19 protein-coding genes and 1 riboswitch are annotated in these 23,129 nt (G+C 45.7%); of the genes, 12 read left to right on the forward strand and 7 right to left on the reverse strand.

Features of this window, described 5'->3' with window-relative positions; genetic code table 11:
* Positions 1–19 precede the first annotated feature (19 nt).
* Both R50345_RS07335 and R50345_RS30175 read left to right on the forward strand, forming a co-directional pair.
* Entirely contained in the window at positions 20–853 is an 834-nt protein-coding gene (locus R50345_RS07335; RefSeq protein ID WP_042125333.1) for a metallophosphoesterase, read from the forward strand.
* Between the two features lie 165 nt (positions 854–1,018).
* The gene (locus R50345_RS30175; RefSeq protein ID WP_052414513.1) at positions 1,019–2,179 is read left to right on the forward strand and encodes a serine hydrolase domain-containing protein; all 1,161 of its coding nucleotides are present in this window, start codon (positions 1,019–1,021) and stop codon (positions 2,177–2,179) included.
* Between the two features lie 35 nt (positions 2,180–2,214).
* On the opposite strand, the gene R50345_RS07345 is transcribed toward R50345_RS30175, so the two are convergent.
* Positions 2,215–3,489 carry a helix-turn-helix transcriptional regulator gene (locus R50345_RS07345; protein ID WP_042125335.1) on the reverse strand — a complete coding sequence of 425 codons (1,275 nt, stop codon included), beginning with the start codon at positions 3,487–3,489 and terminating at the stop codon, positions 2,215–2,217.
* Between the two features lie 111 nt (positions 3,490–3,600).
* Here R50345_RS07345 and R50345_RS07350 point away from each other — a divergent pair, with 111 nt between their 5' ends.
* Positions 3,601–5,865: a beta-glucosidase family protein gene (locus R50345_RS07350; protein WP_042125337.1), complete on the forward strand. Its 2,265-nt coding sequence runs from the start codon at positions 3,601–3,603 to the stop codon at positions 5,863–5,865.
* A gap of 168 nt (positions 5,866–6,033) precedes the next feature.
* On the opposite strand, the gene R50345_RS07355 is transcribed toward R50345_RS07350, so the two are convergent.
* Positions 6,034–7,194: an MFS transporter gene (locus R50345_RS07355; protein ID WP_042125339.1), complete on the reverse strand. Its 1,161-nt coding sequence runs from the start codon at positions 7,192–7,194 to the stop codon at positions 6,034–6,036.
* Positions 7,184–8,350, reverse strand: a complete 1,167-nt coding sequence (locus tag R50345_RS07360; RefSeq protein ID WP_442950201.1) for a serine hydrolase domain-containing protein — start codon at positions 8,348–8,350, stop codon at positions 7,184–7,186. Before R50345_RS07360 ends, R50345_RS07355 begins: the two co-directional genes overlap by 11 nt.
* 172 nt (positions 8,351–8,522) lie before the next feature.
* Here R50345_RS07360 and R50345_RS07365 point away from each other — a divergent pair, with 172 nt between their 5' ends.
* The 4 genes from R50345_RS07365 (at position 8,523) to R50345_RS30180 (ending at position 15,595) form a co-directional block, all read left to right on the forward strand.
* A complete protein-coding gene (locus R50345_RS07365) occupies positions 8,523–8,987 on the forward strand; it encodes an Lrp/AsnC family transcriptional regulator (RefSeq protein WP_042125340.1) in 465 nt (154 codons plus the stop codon).
* Between the two features lie 611 nt (positions 8,988–9,598).
* Positions 9,599–11,422, forward strand: coding sequence for a glycosyltransferase (locus R50345_RS30690; protein ID WP_197069755.1), 1,824 nt, complete (start codon positions 9,599–9,601; stop codon positions 11,420–11,422).
* 14 nt (positions 11,423–11,436) lie between these two features.
* Entirely contained in the window at positions 11,437–13,713 is a 2,277-nt protein-coding gene (locus tag R50345_RS32185) for an exosporium glycoprotein BclB-related protein (protein ID WP_081954027.1), read from the forward strand.
* Positions 13,714–13,765: 52 nt separating this feature from the next.
* Complete coding sequence (locus R50345_RS30180; RefSeq protein WP_052414514.1) at positions 13,766–15,595, forward strand: RCC1 domain-containing protein; 1,830 nt, start codon at positions 13,766–13,768, stop codon at positions 15,593–15,595.
* 162 nt (positions 15,596–15,757) lie between these two features.
* Here R50345_RS30180 and R50345_RS07385 read toward each other — a convergent pair whose 3' ends face one another.
* Together R50345_RS07385 and R50345_RS07390 are read right to left on the reverse strand one after the other, a co-directional pair.
* Entirely contained in the window at positions 15,758–18,313 is a 2,556-nt protein-coding gene (locus tag R50345_RS07385) for an FAD-dependent oxidoreductase (RefSeq protein WP_042125342.1), read from the reverse strand.
* 6 nt (positions 18,314–18,319) lie between these two features.
* A complete protein-coding gene (locus R50345_RS07390; protein WP_042125344.1) occupies positions 18,320–18,604 on the reverse strand; it encodes an ArsR/SmtB family transcription factor in 285 nt (94 codons plus the stop codon).
* Between the two features lie 101 nt (positions 18,605–18,705).
* On the opposite strand from R50345_RS07390, the gene R50345_RS07395 reads away from it, so the two are divergent.
* From R50345_RS07395 to R50345_RS07420, 5 genes are all read left to right on the forward strand, one after another.
* Positions 18,706–19,026 carry a rhodanese-like domain-containing protein gene (locus R50345_RS07395; protein WP_042125346.1) on the forward strand — a complete coding sequence of 107 codons (321 nt, stop codon included), beginning with the start codon at positions 18,706–18,708 and terminating at the stop codon, positions 19,024–19,026.
* A 5-nt stretch (positions 19,027–19,031) separates the two neighbouring features.
* Positions 19,032–19,445 (forward strand): rhodanese-like domain-containing protein, encoded by a 414-nt coding sequence (locus R50345_RS07400; RefSeq protein ID WP_052414515.1) that lies wholly within the window; start codon positions 19,032–19,034, stop codon positions 19,443–19,445.
* Between the two features lie 17 nt (positions 19,446–19,462).
* Positions 19,463–19,801, forward strand: a complete 339-nt coding sequence (locus tag R50345_RS07405) for a rhodanese-like domain-containing protein (RefSeq protein ID WP_231574070.1) — start codon at positions 19,463–19,465, stop codon at positions 19,799–19,801.
* A 178-nt stretch (positions 19,802–19,979) separates the two neighbouring features.
* Positions 19,980–20,657, forward strand: a complete 678-nt coding sequence (locus tag R50345_RS07410; protein ID WP_042125350.1) for a hypothetical protein — start codon at positions 19,980–19,982, stop codon at positions 20,655–20,657.
* A 284-nt stretch (positions 20,658–20,941) separates the two neighbouring features.
* Positions 20,942–21,358, forward strand: a complete 417-nt coding sequence (locus tag R50345_RS07420) for an HIT family protein (RefSeq protein ID WP_042125353.1) — start codon at positions 20,942–20,944, stop codon at positions 21,356–21,358.
* A 58-nt stretch (positions 21,359–21,416) separates the two neighbouring features.
* Here the strand turns inward: R50345_RS07420 and R50345_RS30185 are convergent, their stop codons facing one another.
* Together R50345_RS30185 and R50345_RS07430 are read right to left on the reverse strand one after the other, a co-directional pair.
* Positions 21,417–21,761 (reverse strand): hypothetical protein, encoded by a 345-nt coding sequence (locus R50345_RS30185; protein WP_052414516.1) that lies wholly within the window; start codon positions 21,759–21,761, stop codon positions 21,417–21,419.
* Between the two features lie 88 nt (positions 21,762–21,849).
* Positions 21,850–22,788, reverse strand: a complete 939-nt coding sequence (locus R50345_RS07430; RefSeq protein ID WP_042125355.1) for an MBL fold metallo-hydrolase — start codon at positions 22,786–22,788, stop codon at positions 21,850–21,852.
* A 148-nt stretch (positions 22,789–22,936) separates the two neighbouring features.
* Positions 22,937–23,045, forward strand: a riboswitch (guanidine-I (ykkC/yxkD leader).
* Positions 23,046–23,129 lie beyond the last annotated feature (84 nt).

Raw genomic sequence — 23,129 nt, forward strand, 5'->3', positions numbered from 1 at the left:
TTTTAAAGAGGTGATTAAGATGAAAAAGCAGTTAGCCTCAGCCAAGAAGCGCAAGCTTTTCTCCAGACCTAAACCCAAATCTAATCTGAATCCTAAAGCAACAGCCCAGACCATTAACTTCGCGGTTATTGGGGACAGCCATGTCGGATATGGGAATAGCGCTAGCATTTTTAAGAATCTTTTGCCAAAGGCAGTAAGCAGCGGGAATAAGAGATTTGTTATTTTTGGAGGAGATAACACGCAAGCGGGAGCGAATCATGGAAATAATGCAAATGCTTACTACAAGGATTTTAAAGATACGGTAACAAGCACGCTGGGGAGCATCCCTTATAAAGCATCTATAGGGAATTGGGAGGCTAGTACACAGTCCTTGTTCACGCAATATTTAGGTGCAGTGGAAGGGCAAATGAATTTTCCGGGGACACAGGGTATGGTGAAGTACGTGTGGCTTAATTGTGCTATGGGGCAGTTCACTCCGGGCAGTATTAATATATTGAAAAATTTAGATGATCAGCATTTTTATATTATTGATTTTCATTGGCCTTTAAAGGTGAGCGGGATCACGGTTGATCCAAGCCATGTATTAAGCGCGGCGGAAACTGCTAAGTTTTTTGGGGCTATTCCTGCGAAGGTGAGAGATAAGATACTTGCCATTTTTACGCATCATGGGCACAAGTTTTACCGGAAGCTTACCAATATTTATCCTGGCTATACGAAAACTAAATTCTTCGTGTGCGGATGTTCTGGTGATTATAAATGTACGCCAAATGGGAATCGAGGCTATTATAATGCCACATTGACCATCAATGGATCGGTATTAAACGTCGACGCATTTAAAGTAGCAGTCACTTAGTGAAGAAAAAGAACGTTGTTGGAGCTGATTTTCGGGAAAAATCCGAGATCAGCTTTTTTTATTAATAATCGGCTAACAGGAAAATAGCAAGTAAGCAGGATTATTTAATATATTTGTATAATAGTTTATATATGTATTAAATAAAATTATTTAGGAGGGCTACCTATGAAAGGACTATCATTTAATGGGCTAGAACAGGCGGGGATGTCGGCTTACGGCGTGGAGCGCATACGTACAGCAGCTGCACAAATGGTTGAAGACAACATCACACCGGCACAAGTGATACTTGCTGCGAGAAAGGGGGGACTACTAGTCCATCAAGCGAACGGTAAATTCGGTCCAGAGCCAGGCGCAGCGGAATTAACTGTGGATGCTATATATCCACTATGCTCCATAACAAAGCTGTTTACGGCAACCGCTATTATGATGTTAATGGAACAAGGGAAAGTAGGTCTAAACAGACCTGTTTCCGATTACATCCCCGAATTTACAGGTGAAGGCAAAACTAAGGTATGCGTACATCACTTGTTAACACATACCTCTGGTCTGGAGGGTGAGGTCATTTGGCAGAATGGGCAAGCGAAACAGGAGCAAGGGGAGTACCCTCCGCACGAACCTAATCAAGACCCAGATCAACATAAGTACTTGTATGGCGGTTATGATGCACCGCTTAGTAATGAGCCTGGTACAGTCATGTCTTACTGTGGGTATGGTTATGAGCTGTTGGGTGAAATCATCCGGCGAGTGAGTGGACAAGCTTATGATGTATTCGTAAATGAAAACATCTTTATACCGCTTGGCATGGAAAATACATATTATCGTGTGCCGATGGAAGTACGGGACCAAGTAGTTAGACGTGCACCAGAAGCAGCGTGCGCGGAATGGGTAGACAGTGAGTACAATCTGAATTCTGTCTCTGCGGGGGGCGGCGCTTATTCAACGGCGATGGATTTGGCTGTCTTTGGTCAGATGTTTCTTAACGGTGGGATTTATAACGGAATACGATTCCTTAGTCCGGTAACAGTGAGAGAAATGACCCGTAATCAAATTCCAGGCGTATCCTCACAATATAGAGACGAGATTTTTCCTGAAGCCTATTGGGGTTACGGATGGGCGATTAACGGCACGAAGCGTGACGGTGGAGATTTGTTCTCTCCAGAAGCTTATTCACACTGGGGTGCGGCAGGTCCATTCCTCTGTGTGGATCCGGTTTATCAGACAGTTACAGTACATTTATCCGTAGAGCTAGATCACCAGAAGCCATTTAAAAATATGTATGTGGATTACTTCAATAATACTGTTCTGGCAGCCATCACTGATCTTTAATTATCCTTTTAGATTTTTAGTCGTGTCTCCTATGCCTATAGCGTACTTTCCCAGTTTTTTCTGAATTGTTTAGGGGTGGTTCCGGTATACTTCTTAAACACTTTGGTAAAATAGCTCTGGTCATTGAAATGTAGCCTCGTAGCGATATCCGATAAGCTAATGCCCGGTAATTCGATTAATCGTTTGGCTTCTACAATCCGCTCGAATTGAATAAAATCACTGACCGTGAATCCTGTTTCCTTCTTAAATAATTGGGAGAGATAGCTCCTGTTTAATCCTGCGACTTCAGCTAGCTTATCTAAAGAGAGTTCCTCATATAGGTGGTTGAAAATATAGTTTTGACAGAGGGCCACGGTGCGCGAGAATTTCGCCATTCGGCTCTCTTTGACATGGTCAGCGAAATCGCAAAGAGCATTAAGAATAGCATGATCTACGGCAGGAATATCCTTTAGTTCTTCGATATGCTGGATGTGAAAGTCACTTAGGGTATAAGAAATCTCCCAATACAGTCCTCCATCAATAGCGGCACGTGTAGCAAGCGTAATGCAGGAGATCGCCAGATTCTTTTTGTTGCGTAAATGGCTCTTCTTGGAGAGTACTCCGTAATTCTCTTCAGAGAAGGTTGCCTGGACACGAAGCAGCTCAGCCTTATTCCCATTTTTGATATGGTGAAATAATGCTTTTTCCAGCATGGGTTCGTGGTGCAGCCATGTATTCTCACGTCGGTAGGAAACGTCTAAGTCTAAACTGTCTGAGAGAGGCTGTTTATGTTCAAAAGTTCGAGTGTTCAATAACAGTTCGCTAAGGGATAGCGTCTTTCCAGTGACGAGCGAGTATAGCAGCATAGCGGTATGGTTGAGTCTCATTCTATTAAGCACAGCTAAACTGCGGTAGTATTTCATCCATTGCTCGTGCAGTCTGAGTGGAACCTCATGGTCACGCATCAGACTTGTCATATTATTCTCTGAAAGTTGAGTATACAGTGTAGGACCGATCACAATACTTCCCCCGTTACTGCTGCCAGAGGGCAGATGGAGAAGGATGTAATTCTCTAGGAAACTAGTAGTGCGAATGATCGGTATGGAGGCATTGGAGTGATCCAGAATAGAATTGTTCTCTCTTTTAGTAGAATCTGCAATTTCCGAAAGGAATTCATTAATGTCATAAACCCATGGGGCGCCTTCCGTTGAGGAAGGCAGCGCTAGCTCAATTCTCCGATTGGCGTCTAGCAGAAACACAGGAATATGCAGCGATTCATACAACACTTTACAGATATATTGCGCTCCTTCATGATCATCTAAATGATTCAATATTTTCAGCCTCCTCGCCCAACCAGAATACCAAAAATACAATAATAATGCCATAAATCTAATATGAAGTCGATTAAAATGGGGATAGATACATTCAGAGGAGGTATTTTTATGAAAACCAACATTCAAGAACTCATATCAAAAATGACCCTTGAGGAGAAAGCAGGACTCTGCTCAGGGCTTGATTTCTGGCATACGAAGGGCATTGAACGACTCGGAATCCCCTCTTTAATGGTAACGGACGGACCCCATGGTTTACGCAAGCAAAAAGAGAGCGCCGATCATCTCGGACTCCATAATAGTGTACCTGCGACTTGTTTTCCCTCAGCAGCAGGGATGGCTTCTTCTTGGGATCGGGATTTAATCGGGCGTGTGGGTAAAGCACTCGGGAAAGAGTGTCAAGCAGAGAACGTTGCTGTTCTGCTTGGACCGGGAACAAATATTAAGCGCTCTCCATTGAACGGCCGTAACTTTGAATATTTTTCGGAAGACCCATACCTTTCTTCGGAGATGGGCGGGAATCATATCAAAGGTGTGCAAAGTGAAGGAGTAGGAACCTCACTCAAGCATTTTGCCGCTAATAATCAGGAGCACCGGAGAATGTCTGTTGATGCCGTTGTTGATGAGCGGACGCTGCGGGAGATTTATCTGGCTAGCTTTGAAGGCGCAGTTAAGAATGGTCAGCCATGGAGCGTGATGTGCTCTTACAATCGAGTGAACGGTGAGTATGCTTCCGAGAGTGAATTTCTTCTGACTAAGATTCTTAGAGAAGAATGGGGCTACGAGGGATTCGTCGTCTCCGACTGGGGTGCGGTCAATGAACGGGTGAAGGCGCTGCAAGCAGGGCTGGAGCTGGAAATGCCTTCAACCGGAGGAATTGGTGATGCTAAGATTGTCGCAGCAGTACAAAGCGGCGAGCTGGCTGAAGAAACGTTGGATCTTGCAGTGGAACGGTTACTTGCCTTTGTTTTTAAGGCGGTGGAGAACCGTAAAGATAATGCATCATTTAATGCGGAAGAACATCACCAACTGGCTCGTGAAGTGGCACGGGAGAGCATGGTGCTCCTTAGAAATGAGGATCATATTTTACCGATAGCTAAACAAGGAACGATTGCGGTCATAGGTGAGTTTGCTAGAAATCCACGATATCAGGGCGGGGGCAGCTCACATGTGAATCCGACGAAATTAGATGACGCTTTTGAAGAGATGAAGGCTCTCGCAGGTTCTGCCGAACTGCTGTATGTACAAGGTTATGAACTGAATCATGACGGAATTAATGAAGCCTTGCTGCAAGAGGCGCGGGATACAGCGGCAAAAGGGGATATAGCCGTATTGTTCCTTGGACTTCCGGATAACTATGAATCAGAGGGGTATGATCGCAGTCACTTGTCACTTCCAGAGAGCCATAAAGCACTGATCGATGCAGTGGCTGAGGTGCAAACCAATATCGTTGTCGTGCTCAGCAATGGTTCACCCATAGAAATGTCTTGGATCCATAAAACGAAGGGGATTCTTGAAGGTTATCTAGGTGGGCAGGCTTTTGGCGGTGCAGTTGCAGATCTATTGTTTGGAGAGGTTAGTCCAAGCGGTAAACTGGCAGAGACCTTCCCGATGAAGCTGAGCGACAATCCATCCTTTCTTAATTTCCCGGGTGAAGGGGATACAGTGGAGTATAAAGAAGGTTTGTTTGTAGGCTATCGTTATTATGATAAAAAAGAGCTTGAACCGCTGTTTCCTTTCGGCTTTGGCCTAAGCTACACAGAATTTCAATACAGTAATTTAACAATTTCCAAGAGCAGTATAAAAGATAACGAGTCCGTAAAAGTTACGGCTACCGTCAAAAATACAGGTACTCATGCTGGAAAAGAAATCGTTCAGCTCTATGTTAGTGATGTGGAGAGCAGCGTAATCCGCCCAATTAAGGAGCTAAAGGGCTTTCAGAAGCTAGCGCTTCAGCCTGGGGAAGAGCAAGAGGTTGCTTTTGAACTGGATAAACGTTCCTTTGCTTATTACAACGTTAACATTGGGGATTGGCATGTGGAAAGTGGCATTTTTGACATTGCTATCGGTTCCTCTTCAAGGGATATTCGTCTGACTGCTTCTATTGAAGTGGAATCGACAGTTCCGCTTGCGTTACGATATCATCGCAACAGTACCGTTGGTGATTTGCTAGTCAATCCACGGACGGCAGATAAAGTGAAGAAATTCAGCAGTGTTTTTGGGTTAGGCGATGCGATGGGCGATAATCCAGAAATGTTCATGGCGATGATGAAATATATGCCGCTGCGGGCACTGATTGGATTCGGCCAAGGGAAATACACGGAAGAAGATTTAGCCAAGGATCTGCAAGAATTTAATGCTTTGGCTGCGGAGTAGGAGATAGAAAAGGCCAAGTCTGATCTTTAATAAAAATCTAATATAAGTAAGCCAGTAGTCCATATTAGTCATATTTGATATGCACCACTGGCTTACTTTTTTTTATTTCTTGTTCAGTTGCCGATATCAGTAAACTTGATGATTGTGGCATGATTTCTTAGGTGTGCCTCAACGCTTCCTTGAAGGAAATCCGTATTCTTTAGCTTGCCACGCTACTAGTAGCGCAAGAATTAATAGAATAAACAATGCCAACGGGAAGGAGCGGACACCAACTGTTTCAATAAGAATCCCACCCATCACGCCGCCACCGCCGATAGCTAGGTTCCATGCCATTACTAACATCGACTGGGCCATATCTGCACTTTCGCCAGCTGCTTCAGCAACTGCTGTTTGTAGCAAAGTAGCCGCTCCTCCGAACGTCAACCCCCATACAGCAACCACTAAATAGATCATTATTTGGCTGCTACTAATGCCCAGCACAATGGATGACAAGGCGAAAGCCACGAGGCTGATTAGAACCAATGGACGTAGTTTACGGTCGATCAAAATACCGATGATCCAGATGCCAACAAGTGCAGTTATGCCAAAAATAAGCAGTATCAAGTCAACGCGTTGGGTAAGCCCTGCCTGAGTAAGATAGGGTGCAATGTAGGTATACAGGATGTTATGTGCTAGCACCCATGCCAGAACGACAAACAGTACCGGCCGTACTCCCGGAATAACAAAAACCTTGTAGAGAGGGAGCCGCTTATCAGGAGCCTCCCCTGGATAGTCCGGTAGCTTCCAAACTACCCAGGCGACAAGCATCAGAGCCAGAAGCGACATGATCCCGAAGATGGAGCGCCAGCCCACAAGGGTGCCAAGAAGTGTTCCGGCAGGGACACCGAGTGCTAGAGCGAGAGGCGTGCCCACCATCGCCACCGCCATAGCTCGGCCCTTGCGTGATTCCGGGACCATACGCCGGGCATAACCTGCAATCATGCCCCATAAGACTCCAGCGGATACGCCTGCGAAGAACCGAGCTCCCAGCGTAAGTAAATAATTTGAAGAAAGAGTGGTGACGGTGTTGAATACGAGAAAACCAAGGATGCACATTAGCAGAAGGGGACGCCGCCGCCATCCGCGTGTCACGGTGGTTATAGGAATCGCGGCTAACAGCGAACCAAGGGCGTACAAAGTGACAAGTTGACCTGCAAGGGCCTCGGAGACGCCAAGCCCGTCCCCAATTTGGAGCAATAGCCCGGCTGGGATGGTTTCGGTAAGAATACAGATAAACCCCGTCATAGCAAGGGCAAGTAATCCAGCCCATGGGAAACGTTCAGTTGTCATATATAGCTTCACACAGGTCAACTGTAAACTGACCTGACATGCCTTCCAGTGCGGTATTGGTGAACGCGACAACACTGAGCCGCTGCTTGGGATCGACGAACCACGAATGACCATAGGTACCGCCCATTCGCCATGTCCCTGGGGATTCTGGAGTGTCTGCGGCTGCAGGGTCCTTGAGTACCGTAATGCCTAGGCCAAAGCCTCGGCCTGGCCAAAAGGCCATTGGCAGATCACCGATCTGGTTGGATGTCATATCCTGAACCAAAGATTCCGGCAGCAGAGGGGCTCCGCCTTTGCGTAATGTTTCTAGTAGTTGCAAAAAGTCTCCGGCGCTGCCGACCATACCAGCTCCCCCTGAAGGATAGGCAGTGTCGTCCAGTGCTCGGCCAGGTGCAAGCAAGAATCCTGCTGTACCCTCGACGAAGGAAATGCTGTCCGAATCAAGCAAAGGCCGTGGCTCTGGACTATCATTGGTATAGGAAGTGGCCAACCGTTCTAAATCGACTGCAATAAATCCGGTATCATTCATACCCAACGGTTTTGTAATGAGCGCATGTATGGCCTCGCTGAGTGGTGTCTCTGTGACCTTTGCAATTACTGCTCCAAGCACATCTGTTGCGATGGAATATCTCCACTCGGTACCTGGCGTATAGAGGAGGGGGACAGAGGCTAGCCGACGTAGGTTCTCTTCCAACGTAATACCGGGCTGATCCATGCCATCTGATACTCCCGCTTGTTGGTAGGAGCCATTCTCTTCTTGAAAGAAACGGTAAGACAGACCTGCGGTGTGTGTCATCAAATGACGGATCGTCATTGTGGCCACCTCACCGTTCTGCAAACGTGGCTGGAATTCTGGAAGCCAACGATCAACACGATCGTCCAACCGCAGGCGACCTTGCGCCACTAATACTAGAGCAGCAGTTGAAACGATAGGTTTAGTAACCGAAGCGAGCCGAAATAAGGCGTCTTCTTGCATAAGCAGGTTCTTTTCGCGGTCGGCAAGACCGGCAGCGCAGCTATAAACCAGTTCTCCATCTATCGCCACTTTAACAACAGCACCAACTAACCGCTTGTCGGCAAGTGTACGATCAATTACCTCACCGACACGACGGGGTAATCCCTCTGAATTAATTTTATGTGAATCCAATATCTCCAACAGTCTTCATCCCTTCCGAATAGTTAAAGTCATAAATGCTTTACTATTGTAGGGTTATTATATAAAATAAGGTACCTTGATTACATAAGGTAACTAAGTTAAATTACCTTTATAACGATTAATTACAAGTTAGTTTATAGGATTGACCTTAAATTTAAAGGAGGAGATTTCGATGGATCATATTGATAAGCAAATTCTTCTTCACCTTCAGAGTCAAGCGAGAATTTCTATGACAGAGCTGGGAAAATGTGTTGGTTTATCACAACCTGCAGTTACGGAAAGAGTTAGGCGCATGGAGGAAAAAGGCATCATCAGCGAGTATCGCACCATAATTTCCCCTGAAAAGATTGGCAAGCATGCTGCTGCCTACATGTTATTTCATTCAAGGGATTGTAATGCATTTCTTGATTTCTGCCGTTCGTCTCCCGATGTCGTTGAATGTTACCGTATAAGTGGGGAACACAACTACTTATTGAAAGTAGTAACCGACTCTACCCGAGCGCTTGAGGAGTTCGGAAATCAATGTGATAAATACGGTACCTACACCATTCTAATCGTGATGTCATCGCCAATCGATCATAAATTTCTTATACCATCGCTTGAAGAAGCGGGCATCAACTTGCTGAATAAGAATTGAACATTACTCTTCCAGCCCATAGCACCGCAAAAAGACTCTCCTATGTAAAAAAGAGGACGTTGGTCGTAATAACGGTTTAGATAATCCACTATCTCAAATATTTTTTATTGAAGACACAAACTTCTTCAGTAGGTACTTTAGATCAATATGAAGTGGAGTAAGATGGAGTAATCCCTAACGTTCGTAATCAATGATGTATTTAGAAAAAAGGCTGCCCTTAGAGGCGGCTTTTTTGGTTTTAAAGGATTGAGTTAATGAATCTAAATTATCCATTCATTCTCTTCTATATGACTTATATTACATTAAATACCATAATGTCATATGACAAAAGTGATGACAACGTACACTATTTTTATGCTCTTTTTTTATATATATTGTTGGAATGACTTGTACAAGATGCTAGTAGTGGTATGAAAAAAGATAAGATAATCGATAATTTTCTTGATGTACGGGTGAGTTTTAAATAGCAACTTTAGTTGTCTTGATTGAACCACGGATAGAATGGTAGGTTTAGGTGAATTGTCGAATGCTGGAGGAGATATGGGGCTTTAAGGAATTAATCGTATTTGGAAGCGATCTACAACTAAATAATAATGGATGGTACAAAGCGAATGAATATTAGCATTATATTGTTGGCTCAGCACTTTAACGTAACCGTACAATGTCTGGATCGAATTAAGCAATATACGTCTATGTCCTATGAACTTATTGTTGTCTCGGATAATGAATCTGCCGAAGTATCGAATTTCCTTGCTTATGAATACGGTGTTCATGTCATTCATAGCAGGAGTAAAGGGGTTGCAGCTTCATTTAATCTGGGCGCGCGGTCCGCTTCGGGTGATCGTCTTGTATTTATCCGCGATCAGATCATGGTAAATGAGGGGTGGCTTGAGCAGTTGTCGGGCTGTCTGGACCATCATCCGAATGCTGCGATCGTGGGTCCGAGGATGAATGACGTTAGCGGTGGCCAAAGGATTCCGATTGTTTATCAGAACATGGAGCAACTCTATCAGTCGGCGTCAATGCTTGCCATTGGGAAATCGATGTCTTGGACCCGGGTTCCTAGGCTTGTCAGTTTGCTAATGATGATACCGCGTCACTATTTTGAGCAGATGGGGTCCTTCGATGAGAGGTTTGAGGTTGAATCCTATGAGGACGATGATCTGTGTTATCGCGCATTATCTATGAATCTGGATATTTACATAGCGGAAGGATGCGTAGTCTTCCGGAAGGAACCTCCTTCAGTCAATCCCAATGATCCCGATTGGTACAATAACAGATTAATCTTGAATCGTGCTATGGCCATAAGTAAATGGGGATTCGATTTAACTTCGTCATTGCATTGCAGTACGCGAAAGGTCACGGTCAGCTTATGCATGATCGTGAAGAATGAAGAGCAAACCTTAGGACGTTGTTTATCCAGCGTGCGGGAGCTAGTCGATGAGATCATTATTGTGGATACGGGTTCGAGTGATGGAACCAAAGAGCTCGCGGCTTCTTATGGAGCTCGGGTTTATGATTTCGAATGGGTGAACGATTTCTCCAAAGCAAGAAATTATGCCTTCAGTCTCGCCACTCAAGAGTATCTGCTGTGGTTGGATGCGGATGATTATCTGCAGTCAGAGGATGCAGAGGCTCTAGAGTCCATTGTATCCGAATTGCCATGGGACATCGATGCCGTATCGATGCATTATTATCTCGATCGAGATAAGGACGGAAGCGTAACTTCGAGTTTAAGGCGGAATCGTCTGGTTAGACGAAGTTGTGGTTTTCGTTGGATTGGAATCGTTCATGAGTACCTGGAGGTCGAAGGCAAAGTACTCTATGCCGAGTTAGGCATAACGCATGATAGAAAGCATACGCAGTCTTCGCGTAATCTGCTTATCTATGAGGGGATGATAGAAGCGCAGGCGAGCTTCACTCCGCGGGATTTATTTTATTATGCTAACGAGCTGTATGATCACGGCCAATGGCAGCGAGCGATAGAGCAATATGATACCTTCATTGCAATGCCGGATGGCTGGATGGAGGACAAGCTGCTAGCGAGTCGGCGTGCCGCCGATGCATTGGCGCAATTAAGCCGCTTTCAAGAAGCTAAGCTTAAAGTACTTCAAGCCTTTGCATTGTCACCTCCCCGAGCAGAAGCTTGTTGCCAATTAGGGTCTTATGAGCTAGTTGAACAACGGTTCGAGAATGCTGTTTTTTGGTACAAGCTAGCCACAGAAGTTCCTAAGCCGACTGAGCCTAACGCTAGAATAGACAATTCGGTATGGACGTGGCTGCCACATCTGCAATTATGCGTTTGTTATGATCGATTAGGTCAACACGAAGAAGCTAACTATCACAATGAATTAGCTAGGGGTTATGTACCGAAGCATCCGAGCGTCATAGCAAATCGCGATTATTTAAAGCAATACGTAACTTTATATACTTGAGGGGGATATTGTTAATGGCAAGACTAAAGAGAGCGAAGGCAAGTGGCAAGAAGAATGGGAATCAATTAGCCTACAAGAGCTCAATGGCATTTATTTTAATGAGTCAGTTAATTGCACCATTGAGCCCTGCCTTTAGTGGTATTCTACCCCGGGCAAGCGCAGCGGCTTACAGCGATGTCAATACTTCTTCATGGGCGTACCAGTATATTACCAAAGCGTCCGCATTAGGGGTAATTGAAGGAGATGGTTCAGGCAACTTCAACCCGAACCGTCCAATCACGAATCAGGAAGCGGTAGTTATGGTGCTTAGGTTCATGGGATATGAGCAACCAAAAGAAAATGGAACGAGCCTGCCCTTCACTGTGGATTCATGGGCTACTGTATGGATACAGCAAGCCATTGATATCGGCCTAGTAATCCCAAGTGAGGAAGAGAGACCAAACACCGTCATCTGGGGAAAAGAGCAAGCGAGTCGCGAGTGGATAACACGTCTAGTTATTCGTGCGGCAGGCAAGGAATCTGAGGCGATAGAGTTTAAGGATAGTAGCATCGGTTTTTCGGATGCGTCAGATGCATCGGACTGGGCAACAGGCTACATTAAAGCTGCAGTAAACCGTAATGTCATTTCGGGTTTCCCTAATAATACTTTTAAACCTAAGCAGACGGCTACTCGTGCTGAGTTTGCTGCTATTTTATCTAAGACGGAAATATTTGCGAGCACGGTATCCGATCGAATTATCCATGGTTCTGTCGTCTCGATGTCGAAGAATTCTATCGAATTGTTAAGCAGCAGCGGCCAGACGTCGAAGTTCGAAATCAATACGCATTCAGTTCTGTTCGGAGACAATGGCAAGGGTGTGTTGCCTACAGGGGCATTGGTGACGCTCATCCATAATGGAGGAGTGGCTTCCTTCGTTGAAGTATTAGGAATGGTGGCAGTAGGCCAGACAGGTTCAAAAGGTGATAAGGGAGACACGGGCGCAACTGGCGCAGCAGGTCAAAACGGGTCCTCTGGCTCCAGTGGACCGCAAGGCGCTACGGGAGCAACTGGAGCAGTTGGAGCAACAGGCGCAACTGGAGCTGTAGGAGCAACCGGAGCGACCGGACCACAGGGAGTGCAAGGCATTCAAGGAGTAACCGGGGCGACTGGAGCTAACGGTGTAGCTGGGGCAGTCGGTGCGACTGGAGCAACCGGACCGCAGGGAGTCCAAGGCATTCAAGGAGTAACCGGAGCAACCGGGGCGACTGGAGCTAACGGTGTAACTGGAGCAGTTGGAGCGACTGGAGCAACCGGAGCAACCGGAGCGATCGGACCACAGGGAGTCCAAGGTATTCAAGGAGTAACCGGAGCAACCGGGGCGGCTGGAGCTAACGGTGTAACTGGAGCAGTTGGAGCGACTGGACCGACTGGAGCAATCGGAGCAACTGGACCACAGGGAGTCCAAGGTATTCAAGGAGCAACCGGAGCAACCGGAGCAACCGGGGCGACTGGAGCTAACGGTGTAACTGGAGCAGTCGGCGCGACTGGAGCAATCGGAGCAACTGGACCACAGGGAGTCCAAGGTATTCAAGGAGCAACCGGAGCACAGGGAGTGCAAGGCATTCAAGGAGTAACCGGAGCAACCGGGGCGGCTGGAGCTAACGGTGTAACTGGAGCAGTTGGAGCGACTGGACCGACTGGACCGACTGGAGCAATCGGAGCGACCGGACCACAGGGAGTCCAAGGCATTCAAGGAGTAACCGGAGCAACCGGGGCAGCTGGCGCATCAGGTGCATCAACAATAATTCCATTCTCTTCCGGAGCACCAATTACCGTAACGACAATCCCGGGGGGATTAACCGGCACAGGGGCAATGCTCGGATTTGGCAATTCGTACTCAGGAGCTAGCATAATAGGTAATACAATAGATTTGACTGGAAATTATGGTTCGAATCTTAACCTGGCGTTTGTCGTTCCGCGTAATGGTACGATTACTTCGATTTATGCTTTCTTCAGTACAACTACAGCAATGTCTTTAGTAGGCACAACCGTAAACATTCAAGCACAAATGTATAAAGCGGGTAGTAACAGCAATAGTTTTACTCCTATTAGTGGTGCAGCAGTATCCTTGGCGCCTAGTTTTACAGGAATAATATCTATCGGATCTATTAGTACCGGATCAGCAACAGGATTAAATGCTGCTGTTCAGGCTGGTGATCGCTTAATGCTAGTATTCACTTCTACAGCTGCCGGTCTAAGCTTGATAAATTCAGTAACAGGTTATGCGAGCGCTGGAATTGAAATTAAGTAATTCAAGATTTGGGGCTGGACCATCCATTTTATTTGATAGGAAGTGATTAAATTTGGCAAGAAAGCTAGTTTCGATAAAAAGATTGAGCTTACTGTTGGTGTTAGTTCTTATATTTCCATTCGTCATTCAATTTCCGTCTGCGGGGTATGCAAAAGGGCGTGCTTTTGAACAAGTAAAGCTGCTGGCTGCACCGGCGAATCTGGCAGTTAGCGGTACAACCTCCACAAGCATCGGCCTTACCTGGGATGCCGTAGTGGGAAGCTCTGACTCCGATGTGAGTTATAAGGTAAGCCTAGCGGAGCAGACCAATTCTAGCGTGACCGATGTGGTCTACACCTTTAATTCAGGTGGGTTAACGGAGTATACGGTGAAGGGATTAGCTTCTGACCGGAGCTATACATTCACGGTCCAAGCGGTAAAATTATCTGGACCTGTGTCAAAAATAAGTCTCCCTTTAATCGCAAGTACGCTTCCAGCAGAAGCACAATCTCCGACAACGAAGGAAGAGGAACTCCCACTGGCCGATCAAGAACCGCCGAGTAGCCCTAAGTTAAGTCTTATCGGTCGCACATCGGATAGTATTAGCATGGCATGGAGTTCATCCGATGATAATGTGGGAGTTGCGGAATATGTTCTATATCAGGACTCTAATCTGTTGGCAGAAGTAACGGTCAACACAACAGTCTACTCGGCCGTCAACTTGAAGGCTGGACAAGAGTACACCTTTTTAGTACAAGCTATAGACGAAGCGGGGAATAAATCAGCATTCAGTAACGAGTTGAAGGTTAGTACACTTGATGATGTAAGTGTGGTTGGTCCGGTTATGAGCATGGGCAACGGGAATTCCTTCCATACATTGACTATCCAGCCGGATGGTACCGTATGGGCTTGGGGCAATAATAGGAAAGGTCAGCTCGGTGATAGTACGACCATTACTCGTAATAAGCCTGTGCGAATTGTTGGTTTGCCGGAGATAAGTGCCGCATCCGTTGGACAAGACCATTCCATCGCACTTGCGACGGACGGAACGGTTTGGACATGGGGAGGCAATAATGTGGGCCAGCTGGGTAATGGTGCGGTGGAGTCCCAGCTTATGCCGCAGCAAGTGCCTGGATTGGCGCATGTCGTAGCGGTTCAAGCGGGTGAGCAGCATTCGTTAGCGTTATTGTCCGATGGAACGGTGTGGGCGTGGGGACTTAATGCTTATGGGCAGCTTGGAAATGGTACCAACGAGGATAGCACATTACCGGTGCAGGTTGTAGGTTTGGAGCCAATCGCATCAATCTCGGCCGGAGCCTTTCATAATCTAGCGGTTAGCCGCGAGGGTCAGGTTTATGGATGGGGGTTCAATGCGTATGGTCAACTCGGCGATGACACAAAGATTGACCGCTCGACTCCCGTGCAAGTTGCTGAATTAAACGGGGTTGCGTCCGTATCTGCCGGTTTCTACCACAGCATGGCAGTGAAAAAGGACGGAACCGTATGGAGCTGGGGAACGAACGCCAAGGGGATTTTGGGTGATGGGACAACCGAAGATCATTATACTCCCGTTCAAGCGGTGGATCTTGGCTCAGTGATCAGCGTATCCGCTGGCGCCTTGCACAGCATAGCGCTGAAGAGGGACGGAACCGTATGGCTATGGGGAGCGAACAACGAGGGTCAACTCGGTGGTGGAGCTGAGTCAGAGCGTTCTATCGCGTCAATGCTCAATATTGGCAGTCGTATCGTTACTATTAGTGCAGGTTATATGAGCGGCGGAGCGGTTAGCGAAGAGGGAGCCTTGCTGACTTGGGGTTACAATGGACTAGCCCAGCTTGGTGACGGCACTTATACTAATGTCATTGATCCGGTTACAATTTCACTTGTAGAAGAAACTAATTGAATTTGAAGAGTAGGGAATTCCATGCCTAAGTGGCAGGGAATTCCCTATTTTTGTATGTCGAAAGAGAAAACTCTCTGCTTTGTTATTTGAAAGCAAATGTCTTTGTGGCTAAAAAAAGAGACTCTTCTATATAAATAGAGGAGTCTCTTTAATGATAACAATTTAGATAAATAGATTATGATTAGATTGATCGGCTTGACCGAGGTAATACCCTACACCGCCGATTTTTACGCCGTCGATCAGTTCTTCACGGGTGATGCCCATAAGGTCCATAGACATTTGGCAGGCAACGATCTCGACACCTTGGTCGACAGCCATCTGAATCAACTCTTCCAAAGAAGAGACATTGTTGTTCTTCATTACAGAACGAATCATTTTGGAGCCCATGCCCATCATGTTCATATTGGAAAGGGTTAGCTTCCGGCTGCCGCGTGGCATCATCGCTCCGAACATTTTTCCGATGAAATTTTTGTTCACAGGTACTTTCTCATCCTTGCGGATAATGTTTAAGCCCCAGAAGGTAAAGAACATCGTTACTTTTTTGCCGCTGGAGGCTGCTCCATTAGCAATGATGAAGGAAGCAATCGCTTTATCCAAATCCCCGCTGAACACAACCATCGTACTTGCGTTACTAGTTTGGACGGGGTGTGCTCCTGCTAGTGCGGATTCTTCGCTCAATCCTTTGCACAGATAAGCTTCGATCATGCCCGTAGGCAGCTTCGTTAATTGTAAAAGCGTGTGCTTAGACATACGAGCCCATGCCTTAATATCTTCATAGAATCCCGGATCGGAAGCCGTTACCTTCAAGATTTGTCCGTCCAAGAGCGGGTCCATGCTCATCTTGACTTGAATCAGCGGCCCGGGACAGCATAGTCCGCAAGCATCTAGCACGGAATCAGGTGTTAGATCTAATTCTTGTTTGACTGGTGCGGATACGGGAATCCCATTTTCATTTCTCGTGGCCGTCGCCATCGCTGACCCAGACGCCGTGGCTGACCCAGATCCCGCTGCTGCAATCTCTTTGCTGGCTGCTGAAATCGTAGCGGTTGGCGCTGAGATATCTTTTTTCGTAGGAGTAAATTTGCTCAGTTGGTACGTCTTATAGCCGCCGGTCAGATTCTTCACACGGAAACCTTTTTGCTGCAAAATCCGGGAAGCCGTATAGCCTCTAAGTCCAACTTGGCAATACACCCAAATTTCTTTACTAGAGTCAAGCTCACTTAGACGACCACGCAAATCATCTACAGGGATATTAATGGAGCCTTCAATATGGCCGTTGGCATGTTCGATTTCCGAACGCACGTCAACTAAAATGGTGTTGTTCTTGTCGCGTCCTTCTAAATCCTTTGGAACGAATACCGTGGTCATGCCTTGCAAAATATTTTCAGCGGCAAAGCCAGCCATGTTCACCGGATCTTTAGCGGAAGAATAAGGAGGGGCGTAAGAAAGCTCCAATTCCGATAAATCAGTGACCGTACCTCTGAACCGAATAACTGTGGCGATATCGTCGATACGTTTATCTACTCCGCTGTAACCGACAGCTTGTGCTCCTAGCACCGTACCTTTTGGATCAAAAATCAGCTTCATAGATATCGGAGTTGCCCCCGGATAATAAGTTGCATGAGAGCTTGGATGTACGTAAATCACGTGATAAGGTAAGCCCAAACGCTGTAGTGTTTTTTCGTTATTGCCGGTAGAAGCACCTGTGATTCCAAATACTTTGATAATGGAAGTTCCTTGGGAACCTTTATAAGTAGTGTTTAGACCGCTAACGTTGTCTGCTGCAATCCGACCTTGTTTATTGGCAGGGCCTGCTAATGGAATGGCGGTTTTAGTTCCGTTCACGAAATCCACCACTTCGATCGCGTCACCGACAGCGTAAACCTGATCCAAATTTGTCTCCATACGCTCGTTGACCAAGATATGCCCGCGTGGACCGAACTCTAAGCCACTATCCTTCAGGAAAGAGGTATCCGGCGAAACGCCGATAGCCAGCAGAACCATATCACTTTGCAGCACCGTGCCACTTGCCAATTGAACTTCTATTTGTTCACCAACATCTGCAAACCCTTGAACCATATCCGAAAAAATAAGATTAACGCCATGCTCATCAAGCTCTTTTGCCAAAATAGAAGACATTTCAGGATCGAACGGAGCTAAGATTTGCGGACCCGCCTCGATCAAGGATACTTCCAGTCCAGCTTCTCTAAGGTTCTCAGCCATCTCAACACCGATAAATCCACCACCAATCACAACGGCTGAACGAGTGCCTTCGGCTGCGACTTTGGTTTTGATTTTGTCAGTGTCGGGAATGTTGCGCAGCATGTGAATTTTGGAACTCTCGATACCAGGTAGATTCGGACGAATTGGCTTAGCACCGGGTGATAAAATAAGCGCATCATAGCTCTCTTCATAGGAGCCTTTTTCTTTACTTTCTACTCGCACTTTCTTGTTCACAGGGTCGATAGACACCACTTCGCTTTGAATCCGAACATCGATGTTAAACCGTTTATGCATCGCCTCCGGTGTCTGCACCAGCAGCTTGGAACGGTCCTGAATGGAACCTCCGATATAATAAGGTAGTCCGCAATTGGCAAAAGAAATGTACGGATCACGCTCAAACATTACAATATGAGCCTCTTCATCTAATCTCCGAAGCCTGGCGGCGGCTGATGCGCCTCCTGCAACTCCTCCGACAATCAGTACTTTTTTACTCATGATGATTTAGTCCTCCCCTAAAAATAGCTGAATTAGATGTTTGATCTTCTCGTCTTTAACAGAATAGTTAATTTCCAGTCCATTACGTTCGGTTTCGACAATGCCTAGGGATCTAAGCTTCTGTAAATGCTGTGATACCGTAGATTGTGGAAGGTCAAGACAGTCTTGCATGAAGCTAACGTTGCAGCTGCCTTTTTCAAGCAGTCCTTTAATGATGCATAAGCGAACGGGATGAGCGATAGCCTTTAAGGTTTCGGCGGTTTGGTTATAGGCTTTAAAATTTTTGTCCATGGTTATGAACTCCTCGCTTTACAATATCCTTATATCGTAATATTATGATATAGTGATATAAAAATCAAGTTATTTTTACAAAAGAGAAGGAGAGATGCTCGATGGCTTTTAAAATTCCAAAGGAAATTACTCCTCAGCAAGTGGCGGAACGTCTGAAGAATGGAGAAGCTCCTACGCTGCTGGATGTACGCGAACCCGCCGAATGGGTGGAGGGACATGTGATCGGTGCTAAGCATATTCCGCTTGGACAGCTGTTAATGCGTATAGATGAACTAGATCCTAATGCAGAGACAATTGTGATGTGCTTAAGTGGTGGTCGAAGTGGACTGGCGTGTGAGCTGCTGAGCGAAAAGGGATACAATGTTGTGAACATGACGGGTGGATTAGGTGCTTGGACGGATGATTTTTTGGTGCGGGGGTAATAGCCATGACGGTTCGGATCATACTATTTGTTCTATTAGTAATAAGTCTTGTGCGGGTCCTACGTTACGCTTGGCCTGTCCGTTCACTCTCATTTGTGGAAGCACGCGACGTTCGCGAATTAGCAGATCAATCATTGGACATGAAAATGCTCGATGTGAGGGATGCCGTAGATTATGAGAAGAACAATATCCGTGGTTCGATAAATATATCGCTTGGGCGGCTAGCTTATGTATGGCAGCATTGTCTATCCCCGGGCGATTCGGTCCTAATTCTTGCAGATAGTTATTATAAAAGAAACAAAGCTGCGAGAATTCTTTATAAGCAGGGCTTTCGAAAGTTATATGCGGTAAACGGTGATTTTTTAGGGAACAAAAGAACGCTCTCCGACATTTCTGTGAAAGGTTGTTGTGAAGGATAATGGATTTAAGCTCATGGATGTCCCGTCTCGGATTTGGTAAAAGCGCAAGTGTTAGAACATTGAAGCCGGCAGAATTCCGCAATGAAATGGATAGATCTAAAACAAAGCTCGTGATCGATGTACGCGAACCGGATGAATACAAGAGTGGATTTATTCAGGGGGCGAAAAACATCCCATTATCCCAGCTGGAGCAGCGACTAGGGGAAATCCCGAAAGATCGGGATGTGCTACTCTACTGCCGCAGTGGTATGCGAAGCAAAAGTGCAGCACGGATTCTAAGTAAGCACGGATATACTCGACTTGCACATTTGCAGGGCGGGGTAAGTAGCTGGGATGGGAAGTTGGGTCGGAGGTAGGCTTAGTGGATTTCATTTTATATTGAGGATAGGCTCACTGAGGTTGCTTTAACGTTGATAGTAGAGTGTTATTGACAGTATCAGAAAGCGAATACTATACTTTTGATTAATAGGACGAAGCACGTCCCGTACCGATATTGGGTGCGGGATTTTTTTATGTCGAGGAGGAGGGTGACGTATGGGATTTGCGGAGGAACATCGTAAGTGGGTAGAGGAGCATATAAGTCGAAGGACGGGAGAAAGGCGGGGGAGATTGAAGCGGGGACATGGCCATGGTGAGCGGATGTTTTTGGAGAAGGTATGGTGGGCTATGATGGGTCATCTTAATGACCTCCATCCTGAATATGAAGTGTTGGATTGGCGCAGCAGGCTCTACTTTGTTGATTTTGTGTGGAAACCTGGGCAGGTGAAATTTGCGTTTGAAGTAAAAGGCTACGGCCCGCATGTGCAAAATACAGACAGGACGCGCTATCGGCAGGAGCTAAATCGAGAGACTTATCTGCAAATCGCGGGTTATCGGGTGGTGGCGATTCCTTATGATGACCTGGAAGTAAGTCCTGAACTTACGATTACTTTGCTTCGGCCGTTGCTGATGCCGTACCTCGCATTGAGGCTGGAAGAGAAGGAGGAGTTCAGCCGACTGGAGCGTGATATTTTGCGGATTGCTGTGCGTTCGAATGGTTGTATTCGACCGGTTGATTTGGTGAAGGTGCTTGGGATTGATAAGCGTACGGCTATAAAAGGTTTGAGTCTTCTCTGTAATAAAGGAAAGTTTAGTCCTATAGTTTTGGAGAAGAGTGGTAGAGTTTGCCGATATGAATATAAGCATTCCTTTAAGGATGATCAACTATGGTAAGCTTTCATAAAGAGGTACAAAAATCCCCTAGATATCGGCTGAAAGGCGTGAAATGGGCGAAAGAGGTACAAAAAGCATTCTGGGATATTACACGAGAGCAATATTGCATCGGAAATGGAGAATACGCGAAGAGGATATCATTCCTTCCCGTAATTTGTATAACAACACCAAAGTGTGTATTTTTGGACGAATGCAACGCAGGCGAAGCCTCCGTACATCCGGTAAAAAATGCGCTAGGATCGCTTTTAATGACATGACCTTAGATATAGGATGGAGTGTGCAATATGGAATGTTTGGGATGTCGGATTGCTAATGGAATTGAGCCTAACGTAAAAGTAGTATATGAAAATGAATTTATTACTTGTGTACTAGATATCGCTCCGTTTAACGAAGGGCATACTCTGATCCTTCCTAAAAAGCATTACTGGGATCTCGAAGAAATCGATTCAGAGACTGCGTATGCGATAATGGATGGGTCGAAGAAGTTATCAGTCGTTCTGAAAACATTGTTCAAACCGGATGGTATAAGCATATGCCAAAATGGCGGAAAGTTTAATGATTTGACCCATTACCATATGCACCTTATCCCTAGATACGAAGGCGATGGATTCGCTTGGAGTGAACCACTACACCCACACGGTGCTGAGAAGTTATTAAGTCACACGCAAGCAAAGATTCTTAACTTATTAAAAAAGCAATAAACATAAAAAGGCATTCCTGAAGCGATATCAGGATGCCCCTTTCTTTAAACAGAGCGCACTAATCACATCCGCCACCGCCGCCAGAATCTCCTCCACCGAAATCTCCCCCGCTACTGTGCCCGCTATCCCCACTCCAACTATGCCCGCTGTCATGTCCGGAATGATGATGGGAGTCGCCACCGTGATGGTGATGATGTTGGTGGTGATTAGAGTGATTAGAGTGATTCGGGTTATTTGGATCTAATAGATCTGGATGGCTGGCTGCCATAAAAGACATACTGGCCGCATCATCACGTCTATTCCTCTCAAATTTGTTGCTGTTCGAGCTGCTTGAACCATTGCGAACTACGGCCTGTATGATAATAAATACAACAACTCCAATAAACAGGATTCCAAACACCACTATTGATCGCCCTCCCAGTTGTTCATTATAAGCTGTACTTTTTAAAATTGTACCATAATATCGAATAGATGGATTTAAGGGAATGGAATCAGCGATTAGCTGTTTTGATCAGAAACTCAAGATTTCGATAAAAAATACTGCCAAACTTCCAGTGAAGGTACGGCTCAGGAATTTCTATATCATTCACGTCCATCAGAGCATTCTCCACAACCATTTGTTTACTAATGCTAATTAGATCATTTATATATTGTCTGATTTGTTGGATATAAGGGCTAGAAGCAGCAGGTCCATGTCCAGGGACTAACAGGTCTACATTTAAACTCTCGATAAAAGTAAGTGCCTCCAACCATGATATAGGGTCACCATCTACTAGGAGTGGATGATTATGAACGGCGACAATATCTCCAACAAAAGCGATGGAATCCGAAGGTGAATATAGAATTGTATCACAATCAGTATGTGCTGCACCCACCGATAAGAGTTCAACAGTTCTCGCTGATCCGTGTAGGGTTATTTTTCGATCATAGGTCAGCTGGGGCAGCGTCACTTTAAGTGTTAGAATGGACTCTTTGATTTCTAATAGATAGGAAAGCTCAGAGGACAGTTCTTTTTGTTTCGAAGTATGATGTTCGTGATCAATAGAAGCGTTTAGTTTAAGAATGTCTTCTTCTAGGTTAGGGAGAAGGTTCCTCATACGATTGAGCCATTCAGGTTGAGTCTTCATCATGAGCTCTCTTGTAGTACTAGAAGATACTATTAGTTCCTCCGAAAAGTGTTGGTTTCCTCTAACATGGTCTCCATGCCAATGACTGTTGATAATGTATTTTATGGGTTGATTAAAAAAATATAAAGCAGCCTCTCTAAGATCTTTACCTGCTTGTGGAGTATTGAACGTGTCGAAAATCAATGTGTGGTCGCCCATATCTATTAATCCTGCATTGCTCATGGCTCCGCCTTGCTCCTTGGCTTCAAGGACGTAAATTCCTTCGGCTAGCGGTACACAGTTAAAATGTCTGGAGTGAAACATGATCAACCTCTTTTCATAGGGAATCAAGCATCAATACTTTTGCTATTTTACAATTTTATGGAATGGATCGCTGTGAGATTGTTCTTTTTTTATTTAGAAAAGGTTGATTTTATCACCCCGATTTGCTACCATACGATGTAACTTAATAGTTATTGTTTTCTAGGGTTCCGCAGCTGGTGCACAGCTGGTCTGGTCCGAGGGAAAACGCACGAACAACATCGTTCGTGTCTACACGGAGGGATAAAAGCCCGGGAGGTATCGTTATAAATGACGATGACCTTCCGGGCTTATTTGTTTGTTTCGTGGGCAATTATAAAGTTAGTGAATTGAAGGAGGGCTTG

The sequence above is a fragment of the Paenibacillus sp. FSL R5-0345 genome (genome assembly GCF_000758585.1).
In the GTDB taxonomy this organism is placed as follows: domain Bacteria; phylum Bacillota; class Bacilli; order Paenibacillales; family Paenibacillaceae; genus Paenibacillus_AQ.